This is a genomic window from Nocardia sp. NPDC058518, assembly GCF_042719655.1.
In the GTDB taxonomy this organism is placed as follows: Bacteria; Actinomycetota; Actinomycetes; order Mycobacteriales; family Mycobacteriaceae; genus Nocardia.
Genome location: NZ_JBHXNJ010000026.1, coordinates 56,693 through 73,289 on the forward strand (window position 1 = coordinate 56,693; position 16,597 = coordinate 73,289).

Here is a 16,597-nt window from a genome sequence, read left to right on the forward strand (position 1 = left end):
GGTGGGCGCGCGCCCCCGCGCGCGCGGGTGAGCGCCCCGGGGGCTCTCGGCGCGCGCGCGCCCGCGACACCCCCGCCCCCCCCCGTCCGGTCCGCCAATTCCCGCTGTGCCAGGTATGCGGCCCGCCCGCGCCAGGCCGTGGTGGCGAGCTGACCGGGAAAGCGCAGCACTCCAAGCACTCTCGGATCTACCCGGCGGGCAATCCATCCACAGGGTTGTCCACAGGAATCCACAGGATGTGTGGGAGTTTTAGCAGGTCCGACCGGGTGATATGCCGAGTTGTCCACAGGCGCACCGGGTGTGCTGTGGACAACAGCGTCATCCACAGCTGTCCCGAAGAGCGCTCGTGCGATCGCGGCGGCACGGGTGCCGTCGGCGAGCGCGTGCGAAAGCTGCAGCACCACCACCACAACGGGCCCCGCCGACCTCGGCGCAGCGTGGACCGCCCGGAAAACGTGGATGCGCCAGGGATATTCGGTCGCGACGACACCGGTTCCCAGGAGTTCGCCCAGATCCGCGAGCAGCGCGTGCCATGACAGGCCGTCCGGCCGATGGTGCACGAATTGCTGGGACGTGAATTCGGCCGGAACCCAGCGCGGATAGCCGAGATCGCCCGGTATCTCCTGTAACCGGATCCGCAGATCCGGAATGCGTGCGACACGCGCGGCGACGAAAGCGCGGAGTTCGTCAGTGGCGGTATCGGTTTCGGCGAAAGAGTAGAGCAGGAACACATCGTTGGTGGTGCGGCGCGACAGCCAGAACATCGTCGCGTCGCGCGCGGCCATCGTGGTCATCCGGCCACGATAGGCCAACCCGCCGAGGTCACTGAGAAGGCCCCGAGTCCGCTCGACTCGGGGCCGGTATTGCCCATTCGAGATGCATGTGGCGGCTCAGCCGCGCGCGAACTCTCCCGCGGTGACATCGGCGAGAAAGGCTCGCCACTGCCTCGGACCGAAGGCCAGCACGGGTCCGCGACCGCGATCCTTGGTGTCGCGAACGGCGATATCGCCGCCGGCGAGAAAGGCTACTTCGACGCAGTTCCCATCGGGTCCGCTGTAGGTGCTCTTCCGCCACACAGCGTCGGTCACATCAACTTCCACGGCACTTGCTCCTTTGTTCATCGAGAAGAAGGGATAACTCCTGGAATCGTTGCAACATTCCGAAATCCGGCGCGACCGATGAGTTACTTCGTGGCACACAAGGCACTGCCACACGGCGCGCGCAACCGACCGGCACGAACCAGCGCATCGAGGCGTTTCCGCCTCCGGGGGCTGCCCCCGCGGAAGAAACACTAGCAGGTCTTCCGCAATGTTGCGGAAGAGAATTTGCTTTCCCATATCGTTTTGCCAAGCTTGCGAAGCTTCACGTTTGCGGGGGCATTGCCAGGCCTCTTACCCATTCCGGATCCGGTTGACACATCCCGATTTACTTCCATGTGATTAGTCCGTGATACGTCAATTTCTCGAGTGCCTCAGCAGTCACATGAGCACCATCGAGGGCAGGCGTGGATCATGGGGGAATGATCTCCCGTGACCGTGACACCGCAGGTCGTGCCCGTAACGACCGCCCCCGCGACCGACTCGGCCGACCGCTGCCTCCCGGCAGTGCCGGAGTCGCCCGAATTCCCGACGATCTCGAGCTCGGGCCCCAGCAAACTCTCACCTTCGCTCAGCAACTGCTGGACGACGGATTGGCATTCAATGCCCACGAGGTATTGGAGGCCGCATGGAAGAACGGGCCGGTTGCCGAGCGGATGCTCTGGCAGGGGCTGGCCCAATACGCCGTCGGCCTCACCCACATCCAGCGGGGCAACGCCAAAGGCGCGGGTACTCTGCTGCGCCGCGCGAGTGAGCGGCTCGGGTCGTATCCGGCGAATGCCCAGCAGCACGATGTCGACCGTGCCGGGCTCATCGCGCACGCGCAGGAGCTGCTCGTCGCGCTCGATACCGGTGACGCCATCGCCGAGGAACGGCTGCGGACGCGGCTGTGCCGAGAGCCCACCTAGGATCGAGGCGTGCCAACGAGTCGAGGCGCGGGCCGCTACGCGCCGAGCCCTTCAGGCGAGCTGCACGTGGGAAACCTGCGTACCGCGGTGCTCGCCTGGCTTTTCGCGCGAACCTCGGGGCGCGAGTTCCTGATGCGGGTCGACGATCTGGACCGGGTTCGGCCGGGCGCCGCCGAGCGCCAGCTCGACGACCTCGCCGCGATCGGCATCGATTGGGACGGTCCGGTGGTCTACCAATCCGACCGGCTGCCGGTATACGCCGCCGCCGTCGCCGAACTGACCGCCGCCGGGCGCACCTATGAATGTTTCTGCACCAGACGCGAAATCCAGCAGGCCGCCACGGCGCCACACGGGCCGATGGGCGCCTACCCCGGCACCTGCCGCCGGCTGAGCCGAGAAGAGCGCGCGGCCAAGCGGGCCGAAGGACGCACCGGCGCAGTGCGATTGCGCGCCGAGGTGACCGAGTACGAGATCACCGATCTGCTGCACGGCCGATATCGGGGCGCCGTCGACGATTTGGTGCTGCGCCGCGGCGACGGTATCCCCGCCTACAACCTCACCGTCGTGGTCGACGATGCCGCGCAAGGCGTTGACCAGGTGGTTCGCGGTGAGGACCTACTACCGTCCACCCCGCGCCAGGCCTATCTCGCGGAGCTGCTCGGACTCACCGCCCCGACCTACGCCCACGTACCGCTCGTGCTCAACGAAGAGGGCAAGCGGCTTGCCAAACGTGATGGGGCCGTGAGCCTTTCGGACCAACGTGCCCTGGGTCACACACCCGGGGACGTAGTGGCGGCGATCGCGGAGTCACTCGGATATTCCGCACGGACTACTGCCGAGCTACGCGAAGTTTTCGACCCCACACGCATCCCTGAGAAACCGTGGATACTCGAGCCTATCGGGTTGTTCCGACCAGAGGGATGTCCGTAACGTACGCATTGACCGATCTAGAAGATCAAAACGAGGACTGAGATTATGACCAGCGGTGGTTACGACCCCAACCAGTACCCGCAGGGCGGTCAGCCCGGCGGCTACGGCCAGGACCCCTACGGCCAGCAGCAGCCGCAGCCCGGCTACGGCCAGCAGCAGCCGTACGGCCAGCCCGGACACGGCGGCGCACCCCAGCCCGGTTACGGCCAGCCGGACCCCTACGGCCAGCAGCAGCCGGCCTACGGGCAGGACCCGTACGGTCAGCAGCAGGCTTACCCGCAGGGTGGGTACGGTCAGCAGCAGAACTTCGGCGGCGTGCAGCCCGCGGATCTGGGGATCCGGATCGGTGCGCGTGTGATCGACTACCTGATCATCGGTATCCCCGCCGCGATCGTTCTCGGCCTCATCGTCGGCAGCGGCACCGGTGGCCAGATCATCACCAGTCTGGTCTTCTCGCTCGCCGTCTACGGCTACTTCGTGGCCATGGAGGTCACGCAGCAGGGTCAGACTCTGGGCAAGAAGATCCTCGGCCTGCGCGTGCTCGCCCCCGGTGGTGCGCCGAGCCTGACGCCTGAGCAGTCTCTCAAGCGCAACCTGTTCACCATCGTCGGTCTGATCCCCTGCGTCGGCGGGCTCGTCAGCCTCGGCCTGGCGATCTACATCATGGTCACGATCAGCAACGACCCGAACAAGCAGGGCTGGCACGACAAGTTCGCCGGCGGCACGCAGGTCGTCAAGGGCTGATTCCCTTCACCTGACGAAAACAACAGGGGCGCTTCCGAAATCCGGAAGCGCCCCTGTTTTCGTTTCGAGGTCAGTAGGTCGTGGACGAATCCAGTCCACCGGCGATGCCGAGCACGACGAAGAAGAGAATGTAGAGCGTCCAGCCCACGATCGCGGCGACACCGATCCAGATGCCCGCCTGCGCCATGCCCTTACCTTCGCCGCCGCGCTCCTTGATCTGGTTGAGCGCCATCACGCCGAGGATGATGCCCACGATCGCGCCGATGCCACAGCTGCACAGGCCGATCAGCGAGGAGACCAGCGCGCCGATCGCCAGCCCGTTGGTGCCCTGCGGCTGCGGGTACTGCCCGTACGGCTGGTAGGCACCTGCGGCCGGATAACCTCCGCCGTATTGCGGCGGCTGCCCATAGGCGGGCGGCTGCTGCGGATATTGCGGCTGGTTGGGCTGCTGGTACTGCGGCTGCGACGGTGGCTGCTGCGGGTACTGCGGCTGCGAGGGTGGCGGCGCCGGCTGCTGGGGATACTGCGGCGACGACGGGTAATTGGGAGGCTGCGACGGCTGGGCGGTCGGATGCTGCGGCACCGAACCCGGCGCGCCGGACTCCGGCGACACGCCGGAGCCGCCGTACTGCTTCCACCACTCGTCGGAATCGCCGGGATTCGTCATAACGACAGCGTATTCCACAACCAGCCATCGTGACGCATCGCTTCCTTGGGAGAATAAGCGCCGTGACTGATACAAACTCGCTCGACAAACCAGCTGAATCTGGGCACCCCGCGCCGGACCATGCGGCATTCGCCCAGGTTGCGCGGGGGTTCTATCCGGTAATCGTCGCCATGTTCACCGCGACGCTGATCATCTCCAATATCTGCGCCACCAAGGGTGTGGAGTTCTTCACCGACAGTTCGGTGATGCTCGGCCCGATCCAGGTCCTGCCGATCGCGACCGACGGCGCCTTCTTCCTGTTCCCGCTGGCCTACATCCTCGGCGACGTGCTCAGCGAGGTCTACGGCTTCCGCGCCACCCGCCATGCCATCTACACCGGTTTCGCCGCGCTGCTGCTGACCGTCGCCTGCTTCGCCGTGGCCATCCGGCTCCCCGCCGCCGGGTTCTACGAAAACCAGGAAGCCTTCCGTACGGTCCTCGGCACCACCCCCCAGCTGGTGCTGGCAGGCCTCGCCGGCTACTTCGTCGGCCAGCTGCTGAACTCGGTCACGTTGGTGCTTATCAAAGAACGCACCAAGGAAAAGCACCTGTGGGCTCGCCTGATCGGCTCCACCGTCGTCGGCGAGTTCGCCGACACCCTGATCTTCTGCTCGATCGCCGCCACCGCCATCGGCATCAACACCTGGCAGTCGTTCATCAACTTCGTCATCGTCGGCTTCCTGTGGAAGACGCTGTGCGAGATCCTGGTGCTGCCGATCACCTACCGCGTCATCGCGATCCTCAAGAAGACCGAACCGACCTACGCCCCCGCGAAACTGGACGCGCTGCACGACTAGCCGTCGACCCGACCGGGTAGGGCAACACCTACGTGTCCCTACCCGGAGGGCCCGGGAGAGCCCTACTCCCCCGGCACCTTGATCCGGCCCCGCCACTGGCCCAAGAACTCCTTCTTGAACTCATCGAAGTAGCCGCCCTCGATGCTGGCCCTGATCCGGTCGACGAGGCGAATCGTGAAGCGCTCGTTGTGAATTGTGCACAGCGTGGCCGACAGCATTTCCTTGGCCTTGAACAGGTGATGCAGGTAGGCGCGGGTGTAGTGGGCGCAGGTGTAGCAGTCGCAGTTCTCGTCGATCGGGGTGAAATCCCGGCGGAACCGGGCGGTGTTGATGTTGAAACGCCCCTCGTCGACATAGATCGCGGCGTTGCGCGCCACCCGAGACGGATTGACGCAGTCGAAGGTGTCGGCGCCGTTCTCGATCGCGGTGAACATGTCCTCCGGCTCGCTGATCCCCAGCATGTGACGCGGCTTGTCCTCGGGCAGCTCATCACTGCACCACCCGACGATCGTGCCGAGATTGTGCTTCTCCAGAGCTCCGCCGATGCCGTAACCGTCGAATTCCGTACCGCCATTTCCACGGATCGTCTCCAGCTCACGACAAGCCTTGCGCCGCAGGTCTTCGTACTGCGCGCCCTGGATCACCGCGAACAGCGCCTGATACGGCCGATGACCGCGGACGGCGGTGAGCCGTTCGTGTTCGTCGATGCAGCGCTGCGCCCACTCGTGCGTGCGCTGCAACGACTTCTCCTGATAGCCACGGGTATTCATCAACGTGGTCAGCTCGTCGAAGGCGAACATGATGTCGGCCCCCAACTCGTGCTGGATCCCCATCGACACCTCGGGCGTGAAGCGATGCTTGGAACCGTCCAGGTGCGAACGGAAGGTGACCCCGTCGTCGTCGACGGTGGCCAGCCGCTCCTTGCCCGCCGCGATCACCTGGTCGGACCGGATGTCCACGGCCTCCATCGCGAGGACCTTCTTGAACCCGACCCCCAGTGACATCACCTGGAACCCGCCGCTGTCGGTGAAGGTGGGCCCTGACCAGTTCATGAACTTGCCGAGCCCACCCGCCTCATCGACGACATCGGCGCCGGGCTGCAAGTACAGGTGATAGGCATTGGCCAGCAGCGCCTGTGCCCCGATCTCCTTCATCGTCTCCGGCAGCACGGCCTTCACCGAAGCCTTCGTCCCCACCGGAATGAAAGCAGGCGTGGCGATCTCACCGTGCGGGGTGGAGATCACCCCGGTCCGGCCATGCCTGCCCCCGTCGAGACGGGTGCCTACTTCGAAGGAGAACTCACTGCTGTCTGCCACGGGCCCATCGTGCCAGGGTGTTATTGGGCGGCCGCGAACTGGGCGTTGTACAGGTTGTAGTACGGTCCGCGCTCGGCGAGCAGCCGGTCGTGGGTGCCGTGTTCGACGATGCGCCCCTTGTCCATCACGACGATCAGATCCGCGTCACGAATCGTCGAAAGCCGATGCGCGATCACGAAGCTGGTGCGATCGCGGCGCAGGGCCGCGGTGGCGTGCTGGACCAGCGACTCGGTGCGGGTGTCGACCGAGCTGGTCGCCTCGTCCAGGATCAGGATCGACGGCTTGGCCAGGAACGCGCGGGCGATCGTGATCAGCTGCTTCTCGCCCGCGCTCACCCCGCCGCCCTCTTCGTCGATGACCGTGTCGTAGCCGTTGGGCAGCGAGTGCACGAACCGGTCGACGTAGGCAGCGCGGGCCGCGGCCTGGATGTCGGCCTCCGATGCCGTCGGGTTGCCGTAGGCGATGTTCTCGCGGATGGTGCCCTTGAACAGCCAGGTGTCCTGCAACACCATGCCGATGCGCGAGCGCAGGTGGTCGCGGGTGATGGTGGTGATGTCGACGTCATCGATCGCGATGGTGCCCGCGTCGAGTTCGTAGAAGCGCATCAGCAGGTTCACCAGCGTGGTCTTGCCCGCGCCGGTCGGGCCCACGATGGCGACCACATGACCGGGATCGGCGACCAGCGAAAGCCGCTCGATGACAGGCGTCTCCGGGTCGTAGCCGAAGGACACCGCCTCGAACTCCACCCGCCCGCGATCAACCGGACGCGAGTTCTCGACCAGCGGATCGGGACTCTGCTCCTCGGCATCGAGGATCTCGAAGATCCGCTCCGCCGAGGCGACGCCGGACTGCAGCAGGTTCGCCATCGCACCGATCTGGGTGAGCGGCTGACTGAACTGGCGCGAGTACTGGATGAACGCCTGCACATCACCGAGCGACAGGTTGCCGGTGGCCACCCGCAGCCCGCCGACCAGCGCGATGAACACGAAGTTCACGTTCCCGAGGAACATGATGGCCGGCATGATCAGGCCGGAGATGAACTGCGCCTTGAAGCTCGCGTCGTAGAGCTTCTGGTTGCGCTGATCGAATTCCTCGCCGACCTCGCGCCCGCGACCGAACGCGGTGATGATCTCGTGGCCGGTGTAGGCCTCTTCCACCGAGGAGTTCACCTCACCGGTGAATTTCCACTGGTTGACGAAGTGCGGCTTGGATCGCTTGGCGATCTGCGCGGTGACCACGATGGCGGCGGGCACGGTGAGCAGCGCGATCAGCGCCAGCAGCGGCGAGATCCAGAACATCATGATCAGGATGCCGATCACGGAGAACAGCGAGACCAGTAGCTGACTCATCGTCTGCTGCAAGCTCTGCGAGACATTGTCGACGTCGTTGGTGACGCGGCTGAGCACGTCACCGCGCGGTGAGGTGTCGAAGTAGCGCAGCGGCAGCCGGTGCAGCTTCTGCTCCACCTCGTCGCGCAACCGCTTCACGGTCCGGTTGATGGCGATATTGAGCAGATAACCCTGCAGCCAGCCGAATACCGCGGCGGCCACATACAGCGCGAGCACGAGCATCAGCACGCGGCCGACGGCGTCGAAGTCGATGCCGGTACCCGGGATGACGTTCATCGCCGAGAGCATGTCGGCGCGGGTGTTCTCGCCCTGCCTGCGCAGCAGCTCGACGGTCTGGTCCTTGGTGAGTCCGGGTTCGAGCTGCTTACCGACGAAACCGTCGAACACCAGGTTCGTCGCCTTGCCGAGCAGATACGGGCCGAGCGTATTGAGCACCACAGACGTGATCACCAGCCCGACGATCACCCCGACGGTGAACTTCTCGGGAGCCAGCCTGCCCACCAGTCGCTTCAGCGATGGACGGAACGACTTGGCCTTCGTACCCGGAGCTCCGGGTACGGGTCCACCTGGCCTCATCGGGCTTCCTCCACGCTCAGCTGGGACTCGACGATCTCGCGGTACTCCGAGCAGCGCTGCATCAATTGGTCATGGGTGCCGATGCCCGCCATCGCGCCGTCTTCGAGGACGACGATCTGGTCGGCATCGCGAATGGTCTGGATCCGCTGGGCCACGATGATCACCGAGGCGTCGGCGGTCTCGGGCTTCAGCGCGGCGCGCAGCCGGGCGTCGGTGGCGACATCGAGCGCGGAGAACGAATCGTCGAACAGGTAGATGCGCGGCTTGCGCACCAGCGCGCGGGCGATACACAGCCGCTGGCGCTGACCGCCCGACACCGTGGTGCCGCCCTGGGCGACCGGAGTGTCCAGACCCTGCGGCATCTCCCGCACGAAATCGGCGGCCTGGGCGACCTCGAGCGCGTGCCAGAGCTCTTCGTCGGTGGCCTCTGGCTTGCCGTAGCGCAGGTTGGTCGCGACGGTGCCGGAGAACAAGTAGGCCTTCTGCGGCACCAATCCGATGCCACCGCGCAGGAGTTCGAGGTCGAGGTGGCGCACATCGGTGCCGCCGAGATAGACCGCGCCGTCGGTGACGTCGATCAGGCGCGGGATCAGGTTGATCAGCGTGGTCTTGCCCGCGCCGGTCGAACCGACGATGGCAGTGGTGGTACCGGGCGTGACCTGGAATCGGATTCCGCGCAGCACCGGCTTCTCCGCGCCGGGGAAGGCGAATTCCGCGAACTGCAGGTCGACCGTGGCCGGGTCGCCCTTGAACACCTGCGGCAGCCGCGGCGGGCGGACCGAGGACTCGGTCTCGAGCACCGCGCCGATCCGATCGGCGGAGACGGCCGCACGCGGAGCCATCATCGCCAGGAACGAGGCCATCATGACGGCCATCAGGATCTGCATGACATAGGACAGCATCGCGGTGAGCGAGCCGATCTGCATCGTGCCCTCGTCCACATGGTGACCGCCGAACCAGATCACCCCGACGGCGGTCAGATTGCTGATCAACATCACGGTCGGGAACATCAGCGCCATCAGCTTGCCCACGCGCAGCGAGGCGTCGGTGAGCGCGGTGTTGGCCATCCCGAAGCGCCAGATCTCCTGCCGCTCACGCACGAACGCGCGCACCACCCTGATGCCGGTGATCTGCTCGCGCAACACCCGGTTGACCCCGTCGATACGTTCCTGCATCTGCCGGAACCCCGGCACCATCCTGGCCACGATCGTGCCCATGGAGATGGCGAGGGCGGGCACCGCGATCAACAGCAACCACGAGAGCCCGAGATCCTCCCGCACCGCCATGATCACGCCGCCGACGCACATGATCGGCGCCATCACCAGGATCGTCACCGACATCACGATGAGCAGCTGGACCTGCTGGATGTCGTTGGTCGAGCGGGTGATCAGCGACGGCGCGCCGAACATCCCGACCTCCCTGGCCGAGAACGTCTCCACCCGGTGCAGCACGCCACCGCGCATATCCCGACCGGCACCCATCGCCGCCTGCGCGCCGAAATACACCGACGCCGACGAGGCCACGATCTGCACGCAGCTCACCGCCAGCATCCACAGACCGGTGGTCCAGATGAAACCGATGTCGCCTTTGGTGACACCGTCGTCGATCAGGTCGGCGTTGAGACTGGGCAGGTAGAGCATCGCGATAACCGAGATCAGCTGGAGTACGAGGACACCCGCCAGCTGGGCGCGGTACGGGGCCAGGTAGGTCCGCAGCAGGGTGATCAACATGATGGTCGAAGGCTACAGCGCGCGGGTGACCAGCGCCGAGCACTTTTACCCACGCTGTGGATAACTCTCAGCCTGTGGATAACTCAGGCGCCGGCGGGTGTGCGCGGCTCGCGACGTGCCCACGCGCCGGGGTCGGCGACCAGCTCATCGATGAAACCGGGCAGCCGGTCCGCGGCGATATCGGCGATGGAGACATTCTCCAGCACGGCCCGGATATTGACCCGCAGCGCGATCCACACCTGCTGCAAGGGTTCCGCCGCACCGGGATACCGCACATCCTCGGGCCGCTGCCCGCGCACCGATGCCAGCGGCGACTCCACCGCGCGGATCACATCGGCCACCGAGATCTCCGTCGCGGGCCTGCCGAGGCGATACCCGCCGTCGGGCCCGCGCCTGCTCAGTACGAGCTCGGCGCGACGCAGTTCGGCCAGCACCGTCTCGAGCACCTTCGGTGGGATCTGCGCGGCGGCGGCGATGGCCTCGGACTTGACGACTCCATCGGCCGCGGCGAGCTCGAGCAGCGTTCGCACCGCGTAATCGACCCTGGCGGTGATATGCACGGTGTCGAACTTACGCGGTGCTGCCCGCGGTCAGTACGCAGGTTGCCGCGTCGAGCAGAGTCTTCTCGACCACCTCGTCGGTGGTGCCCGGTGCCAGCTCCGAGGACAGCAGCGCCACCCCGAGCACCTCGATGGCCGCGGCGGCACGCAGTATCGAGCCCTGGGTGGGGTCGGGCCCGGCCAGCCACAGCCGCAGTTCACGGGTGGGTTCCATCAGGTCGGGGTAGCGGTCGGCGATGGCGTTGACGATGGCCGCGGTGTCGCGCACGCAGAGCGCGCCCGCGTCGCGGTGGCGGATCATGCCGCGCAGATAGGTGCGCAGGACCGCGCGGATACCCTCGTCGTTGTAGGGCACGGCGTCGATGTCCTCGACGATGTCGCGCATGTGATCGATGATCGGATCGATGATCGCGAGGAGCAGATCGAGCTTCGACGCGTAGTGGTAATAGAGCGAAGCCTTCGTGATTCCCACCACATCCGCCACCTCGCGCAGGCTCGTCTGTTCGAAACCCTTGGCGGCGAACAGCGCTACCGCGGCATCGCGGATCGCCTGTTTGGTACCTCCACCTGCGGTGACGGTGTCGGCGATGTCTCGGGCGGGCATGGCGGCAATCCTCCCATGATCAGGTGTGACGCATCCGGAGCCCCCAATATTGAGGTTGCTCCTCCACTTATCCACTAGGTAGTCTACCTACCGCACGGTAGGCAGAAAACGATGTTGTGGAGGCGGGTCCCGCAGGGGTGGCCCGCGAGTGCTGTCTACGAGCCATGCCACCCACCCGTTCTTCGCGCTAGGAGCACCCGCGTGTCCGTATACCTGTACAGATGGGGAAAGTTCGCTTTCCGCCGTAAATGGATTGTCCTGCCGGTCTGGCTACTGCTGTTCGTGCTGCTCGGCGGCCTCGGCGCCACCCTGAGCAAGCCGATGTCCAACGACTTCAGCATGCCCGAGCTCCCGTCGGCCCGGGCCAACGAAATCCTCGACAAGCACTTCGAAGGCATGTCGGAGCAGTTCTCGATGGATGCCGTCACCGGCACCTACGTGATCGGCGCCCCGGAGGGCCAGAAGCTCACCGACCCGGCCAACCGGGCCGCGATCGACGCGTTCATCGCCAGGCTCGGCGACCTGTCGATCGTCGATCACGAGAAGAAGCTGATCAGCCCGGTCGCGGCCACCGACGAGATGGGCTGCCTCGCCAGCCCGGACCCGTCGAAGTGCTCGTCTGCCCCGCTCAATGTGCTGAACGAGACCGCACCCGACACCGTCGGCGTGCTCAGCGTCCCGTTCACCATCAAGGCGGTCACCGACGTGACCGACGCCGATCGCGATGCGGCCTTCGAGGTCGGCGCCGAAGCCCGCAACTCCGGGCTGACCGTCGAGCTCAGCGGCTCGATCGCGATGAAGCAGGAACAGCCGAGCGGCAAGTCCGAACTGATCGGCATGGGTGTCGCGCTGATCGTGATGGTGGTGGCCTTCGGCGCCATCGTCGCCGCGGTCGTGCCCATCATCACCGCCATCGTCGGCCTCGGCGCGGCGACCTCGCTGATCATGCTCGGTACCTCGGTGATGGAGGTGCCCGGCTTCACCACCTTCCTGGCCTCGATGATCGGTATCGCGCTGTCGATCGACTACGCGCTGTTCATCGTCTCCCGGTACAAACACGAACTGGCCGTGCGTGATTCGGCCGAGGAAGCCGCGGGCACCGCGCTCGGCACCGCCGGTTCGGCCGTGGTGTTCGCCGGTCTCACCGTCATCATCGCGCTGGGCGCGCTCGGCATCGTCGGCGTGGAGTTCCTGACCTTCATGGGTCTGGGTGGCGCCATCGCCGCCGCGTTCGCCGTGCTCACCGCCGTCACCCTGATGCCGGCGCTGATGGGCGCCTTCGGCAAGTCGCTGTTCAAGCCGAAGCTGCCGCTCGTGGCCCAGCACGACCCCGAGGACGAAACCTCGGTCACCAACGGTCAGCGTTTCGCCAAGCTGATCGCCAAGGCCCCGTGGGTCGCGCTGGTCCTGTCGGTGGTCGTGCTCGGTGCGCTCGCCGCGCCCGCCGCCGGTCTGAACCTGGGCCTGCCCGGTGACGACAGCATGCCGCAGACCTCCACCATCCGTAAGGCCTACGACCTGCGGACCGAAGGCTTCGGCGAAGGCAGCAACGGTGTGCTCATGGTCGCCGCGGACTTGAGTGCGACGCCCGAGGCCGAGCGTGAGGCCGCGGTCGGTGCGCTGCGTGCCAAGCTCCAGTCCTACGAAGGCATGGATTACGTCACCGAGCCGGTGTGGAGCAAGGACAACCAAGGCGCCATGCTCAACGGTGTCCCGAAGTCCGGTCCGAACAACCAGGACACCAAGGACCTGGTCGCCGAAGCACGTGGCGCGGAAGCGGATCTGAACGCGAAGTACGGCATGGCGTACGGCATCACCGGCACCACCGCCATCTACGCCGATGTCGACCATGTGCTGCTCAGCAAGATCCTGCCGTACCTGGCGATCGTGGCCGGTGCCGCGTTCATCCTGCTGATCCTGGTGTTCCGCTCGATTCTGGTCCCGCTCACCGCGGCGCTCGGCTTCCTGTTGTCGATGGCGGCCACCTTCGGTGCGACCGTGCTGATCTTCCAGGAGGGCGCGTTCGGCCTGATCTCGGATCCGCAACCGCTGGTCAGCTTCCTGCCGATCATGTTGATCGGCTTGGTATTCGGCTTGGCGATGGACTACCAGGTGTTCCTGGTGACCCGCATGCGCGAGGAATTCGTGCACGGCAAATCACCCAAGGACGCGATGGTCTCCGGCTACCACCACGGCGCGCGCGTGGTGACCTCGGCCGCGATCATCATGATCTCGGTGTTCGGTTCCTTCATCATGGAAACCGACGTCACCGCCAAGTCGTTCGGTTTCGCGCTGGCCGCCGGTGTGGCGATCGACGCGTTCATCGTCCGCATGGTCGTTGTCCCAGCACTGCTGGTGATCATGGGCAAGTGGGCGTGGTGGATGCCGAAGTGGCTGGACCGGATCGTGCCCGATATCGACGTCGAAGGTGCGAAGCTCGAGCAGCTGCGCAACGAGACCACCGAAACGGTGAAACACCCGGTTTCGGTCGGCTGATCCGCGACTGAAACACACGGCCCCGCAATCCGCTACCGGATTGCGGGGCTGTGTTGTTTCGGCATCCGGGCTGGACCGGTGCTTGATATCGCGGTTGCTGGGCAGCAGACTCAGGGCTAGTTCGACCCGGCTATACCTCCGATCCGCGCTCTGCACCGATCCACGAGGAGAAGAACCGTGTCCATCTATCTCTACCGGTGGGGCAAGCTGGCCTTTCGCCGCAAATGGATTGTGCTGCCCGTCTGGTTGCTGTTCTTCATGGTGCTCGCGGGGCTCGGTTCCTCGTTGCAGAAGCCGATGACCGATGACTTCAGCATGCCGAACCTGCCCTCGGAGCGGGCCACCGAAATCCTCGACAAGCATTTCCCCGGCATGTCAGAGGCATTCGCGTTCGACGCGGTGACCGGCACCTATGTCGTGGGAGCGCCCGCGGGCCAGAAGCTCACCGACCCGGCCAACCGGGCCGCGATCGACGAGCTCATCGGCAAGCTCGGCCAACTCGACATCGTCGACCATGCCGAGCCGATCACGAATCCGATCACCGCTACCGACGAAATGGGCTGCCTCACCGGGCAACCCGACCCGTCGACCTGCAGCGGCGCGCCGCTGAACGTGCTGAGCAAGACCGCACCCGACACCGTCGCCTTCTTCAGCGTCCCGTTCACGATCACCGACTTCGCCGACATCACCGCCGACGAACGCGAGGCCGCCTACAACGCGGGCGACACCGCCCGCGCGGCCGGGCTCACGGTCGAGATCAGCGGCACCATCGCGATGGAACAGGAAATGCCGAGCGGCAAGTCCGAGATGATCGGTATGGCGGTGGCATTGGTGGTGATGATCGTGGCCTTCGGCGCGATCGTCGCCGCGTTCGTGCCGATCATCACCGCGATCGTCGGCCTCGGCGCGGCGACTTCGCTGATCTTCCTGTCGACCTCGGTGGTGTCGGTGCCGAGCTTCACCACGTTCCTGGCCTCGATGATCGGCATCGCGCTCTCGATCGACTACGCGCTGTTCATCGTCTCGCGCTACAAACATGAGCTGGCGGTGCAGGATTCAGCCGAGGAAGCGGCCGGTACCGCGTTGGGCACGGCGGGTTCGGCGGTGGTGTTCGCCGGGCTCACCGTCATCATCGCGCTCGTCGGGCTGAGCATCGTCGGGGTCAGATTCCTGACGTTCATGGGTCTGGGTGGTGCCATCGCGGCCGCGTTCGCCGTACTCACCGCCATCACGCTGATGCCGGCGTTGCTCGGTGCCTTCGGCAAGGCGCTGTTCAAGCCGAAGCTGCCGCTGATCGCCCAGCACGATCCCGAGGACGACAGTGTCGTCACCAACGGCACCCGCGTGGCCAGGGTGATCGCGAGATTCCCCGCGATCACGATGCTCCTCGCCATCGTGGTGCTCGGCCTGCTCGCCGCACCGGCGCTGAACCTGAACCTCGGCCTGCCCGGCGAGGACAGCCTGCCCAAGTCGACCACCGTCCGTAAGGCCTACGACCTGCGCACCGAAGGCTTCGGCGAGGGCAGCAACGGTGTCCTCCAGGTGGCCGTCGACCTCAGCGACACCCCCGCCGACCAGCGGCCTGCGGCGCTGAATGCCTTGCGCGACAAGTTGCAGTCCTATCCCGACATGGATCTGGTCACCGAGCCGCAGATGAGCAAGGACGGTGCGGGCGCGCTGATCAACGGAATCCCCAAGACCGGACCCAACGCGCAGTCGACGAAGGATCTGGTGCAGTCGGCGCGCGATGCGGAAGCCGATCTGCACGAGCAGTACAACATGTCGTACGGCATCACCGGCACCACCGCGATCTACGCCGACATCGACCATGTGCTGTTGAGCAAGATCGTTCCGTACATGGCGATCGTGGCAGGCGCGGCGTTCATCCTGCTGATCCTGGTATTCCGCTCGATCCTGGTCCCGCTCACCGCCGCCCTCGGCTTCCTGTTGTCGATGGGCGCCACCTTCGGCGCGACCGTGCTGATCTTCCAGGAAGGCAAGCTCGGGCTGATCCAGGATCCGCATCCGCTGGTCAGCTTCCTGCCGATCATGTTGATCGGCTTGGTATTCGGCTTGGCGATGGACTACCAGGTGTTCCTGGTGACCCGCATGCGCGAGGAATACGTGCACGGCGCCGACCCCACCGATGCCGTGATCAAGGGCTATCACCACGGTGCGCGCGTGGTGACCTCGGCGGCGATCATCATGATCTCGGTGTTCGGTTCGTTCCTGCTGGAATCCGATGTCACCGCCAAGTCGATGGGCTTCGCGCTCGCGGCGGGTGTGGCACTCGACGCGTTCGTCGTCCGGATGGTGCTCATTCCCGCTTTGCTTGTGCTGCTGGGCAAGTGGGCGTGGTGGATGCCGCAGTGGCTGGACCGGATCGTGCCCGATATCGATGTCGAGGGCGCGCGGGTGCGCGAGATCCAGGCCGAACGGCGGGCGCTGGAGCCGGCGCGAGGTTGAGTGTCGATGGCCGGGGAACTCTGGTTCCCCGGCCATTTCTCTATTGACTCGGTTGTGGCACTTGGCATTCGGTGACGCGCGGATTCAGCCCGATGTAGTTCGCGGGGCCCGCGGCGGCGGTGACCGCGATGGTCGCCCAGTCCGAGCATTCTCGGGGCAGGTGAGCGAAGTGGTGCCGCTGACCAGCGGCGAGCAGCCCGATGGCAATCCAGCCGAGCACGACGAGAACCAGAAGCTTTCCCCCGAGCCCCATCCCGGACTTCGCGGGTGGCGGCTGTCGCCCGCGCATAATCATCGTTCCTTCCAGGATTCGGTGTA

Annotated in this window: 14 protein-coding genes and 1 pseudogene; 6 read left to right on the plus strand and 9 right to left on the minus strand. The window is 65.7% G+C overall.

Annotated elements, in window-relative coordinates; translation table 11 throughout:
* A pseudogene (locus tag ACFWPX_RS31970) lies at positions 1-794 on the minus strand (hypothetical protein); the annotation flags it as partial.
* Positions 795-890: 96 nt separating this feature from the next.
* On the minus strand, positions 891-1,100 hold the full coding sequence (locus ACFWPX_RS31975) for a DUF397 domain-containing protein (RefSeq protein ID WP_378915183.1): 210 nt from the start codon (positions 1,098-1,100) through the stop codon (positions 891-893).
* 419 nt (positions 1,101-1,519) lie between these two features.
* Between ACFWPX_RS31975 and ACFWPX_RS31980 the strand changes: the two genes are divergently transcribed.
* Genes ACFWPX_RS31980 through ACFWPX_RS31990 form a run of 3 tightly spaced genes read left to right on the plus strand, consistent with a single transcriptional unit; the run spans position 1,520 to position 3,679 of the window.
* Positions 1,520-2,005 (plus strand): DUF309 domain-containing protein, encoded by a 486-nt coding sequence (locus tag ACFWPX_RS31980; RefSeq protein ID WP_378915181.1) that lies wholly within the window; start codon positions 1,520-1,522, stop codon positions 2,003-2,005.
* 9 nt (positions 2,006-2,014) lie between these two features.
* Positions 2,015-2,935 (plus strand): tRNA glutamyl-Q(34) synthetase GluQRS, encoded by a 921-nt coding sequence (gene gluQRS / locus ACFWPX_RS31985; protein WP_378931732.1) that lies wholly within the window; start codon positions 2,015-2,017, stop codon positions 2,933-2,935.
* 45 nt (positions 2,936-2,980) lie between these two features.
* Positions 2,981-3,679 (plus strand): RDD family protein, encoded by a 699-nt coding sequence (locus tag ACFWPX_RS31990; protein WP_378915177.1) that lies wholly within the window; start codon positions 2,981-2,983, stop codon positions 3,677-3,679.
* 70 nt (positions 3,680-3,749) lie between these two features.
* Here ACFWPX_RS31990 and ACFWPX_RS31995 read toward each other — a convergent pair whose 3' ends face one another.
* Positions 3,750-4,346: a DUF4190 domain-containing protein gene (locus tag ACFWPX_RS31995; protein WP_378931734.1), complete on the minus strand. Its 597-nt coding sequence runs from the start codon at positions 4,344-4,346 to the stop codon at positions 3,750-3,752.
* A gap of 170 nt (positions 4,347-4,516) precedes the next feature.
* On the opposite strand from ACFWPX_RS31995, the gene ACFWPX_RS32000 reads away from it, so the two are divergent.
* Positions 4,517-5,182: a queuosine precursor transporter gene (locus ACFWPX_RS32000; protein WP_378931765.1), complete on the plus strand. Its 666-nt coding sequence runs from the start codon at positions 4,517-4,519 to the stop codon at positions 5,180-5,182.
* A gap of 62 nt (positions 5,183-5,244) precedes the next feature.
* Here the strand turns inward: ACFWPX_RS32000 and tgt are convergent, their stop codons facing one another.
* The 5 genes from tgt to ACFWPX_RS32025 all read right to left on the minus strand — a co-directional run bounded on the left by tgt (position 5,245) and on the right by ACFWPX_RS32025 (position 11,317).
* On the minus strand, positions 5,245-6,498 hold the full coding sequence (gene tgt, locus ACFWPX_RS32005) for a tRNA guanosine(34) transglycosylase Tgt (RefSeq protein ID WP_378915173.1): 1,254 nt from the start codon (positions 6,496-6,498) through the stop codon (positions 5,245-5,247).
* A 20-nt stretch (positions 6,499-6,518) separates the two neighbouring features.
* Positions 6,519-8,423: an ABC transporter ATP-binding protein gene (locus ACFWPX_RS32010; RefSeq protein ID WP_378931736.1), complete on the minus strand. Its 1,905-nt coding sequence runs from the start codon at positions 8,421-8,423 to the stop codon at positions 6,519-6,521.
* A complete protein-coding gene (locus tag ACFWPX_RS32015; protein WP_378915168.1) occupies positions 8,420-10,153 on the minus strand; it encodes an ABC transporter ATP-binding protein in 1,734 nt (577 codons plus the stop codon). Before ACFWPX_RS32015 ends, ACFWPX_RS32010 begins: the two co-directional genes overlap by 4 nt.
* Before the next feature lie 83 nt (positions 10,154-10,236).
* Positions 10,237-10,713: an RrF2 family transcriptional regulator gene (locus tag ACFWPX_RS32020; RefSeq protein WP_378915166.1), complete on the minus strand. Its 477-nt coding sequence runs from the start codon at positions 10,711-10,713 to the stop codon at positions 10,237-10,239.
* A gap of 10 nt (positions 10,714-10,723) precedes the next feature.
* Positions 10,724-11,317, minus strand: coding sequence for a TetR/AcrR family transcriptional regulator (locus ACFWPX_RS32025; protein WP_378931738.1), 594 nt, complete (start codon positions 11,315-11,317; stop codon positions 10,724-10,726).
* A gap of 201 nt (positions 11,318-11,518) precedes the next feature.
* Between ACFWPX_RS32025 and ACFWPX_RS32030 the strand changes: the two genes are divergently transcribed.
* A complete protein-coding gene (locus tag ACFWPX_RS32030) occupies positions 11,519-13,813 on the plus strand; it encodes an MMPL family transporter (protein WP_378915162.1) in 2,295 nt (764 codons plus the stop codon).
* Positions 13,814-13,990: 177 nt separating this feature from the next.
* Positions 13,991-16,279: an MMPL family transporter gene (locus ACFWPX_RS32035; RefSeq protein ID WP_378931740.1), complete on the plus strand. Its 2,289-nt coding sequence runs from the start codon at positions 13,991-13,993 to the stop codon at positions 16,277-16,279.
* Between the two features lie 40 nt (positions 16,280-16,319).
* Here the strand turns inward: ACFWPX_RS32035 and ACFWPX_RS32040 are convergent, their stop codons facing one another.
* Entirely contained in the window at positions 16,320-16,568 is a 249-nt protein-coding gene (locus tag ACFWPX_RS32040; RefSeq protein ID WP_378915158.1) for a hypothetical protein, read from the minus strand.
* Between the last annotated feature and the right edge of the window lie 29 nt (positions 16,569-16,597).

Excerpts from the sequence above, each read along its gene's own strand:
- ACFWPX_RS31980 (WP_378915181.1), top strand. The coding sequence starts at position 1,520 with ATGATCTCCCGTGACCGTGACACCGCAGGTCGTGCCCGTAACGACCGC.
- ACFWPX_RS31990 (WP_378915177.1), top strand. The coding sequence starts at position 2,981 with ATGACCAGCGGTGGTTACGACCCCAACCAGTACCCGCAGGGCGGTCAG.
- ACFWPX_RS31995 (WP_378931734.1), bottom strand. The coding sequence starts at position 4,346 with ATGACGAATCCCGGCGATTCCGACGAGTGGTGGAAGCAGTACGGCGGC.
- ACFWPX_RS32000 (WP_378931765.1), top strand. The coding sequence starts at position 4,517 with ATGTTCACCGCGACGCTGATCATCTCCAATATCTGCGCCACCAAGGGT.
- ACFWPX_RS32010 (WP_378931736.1), bottom strand. The coding sequence starts at position 8,423 with ATGAGGCCAGGTGGACCCGTACCCGGAGCTCCGGGTACGAAGGCCAAG.
- ACFWPX_RS32015 (WP_378915168.1), bottom strand. The coding sequence starts at position 10,153 with ATGTTGATCACCCTGCTGCGGACCTACCTGGCCCCGTACCGCGCCCAG.
- ACFWPX_RS32025 (WP_378931738.1), bottom strand. The coding sequence starts at position 11,317 with ATGCCCGCCCGAGACATCGCCGACACCGTCACCGCAGGTGGAGGTACC.
- ACFWPX_RS32040 (WP_378915158.1), bottom strand. The coding sequence starts at position 16,568 with ATGCGCGGGCGACAGCCGCCACCCGCGAAGTCCGGGATGGGGCTCGGG.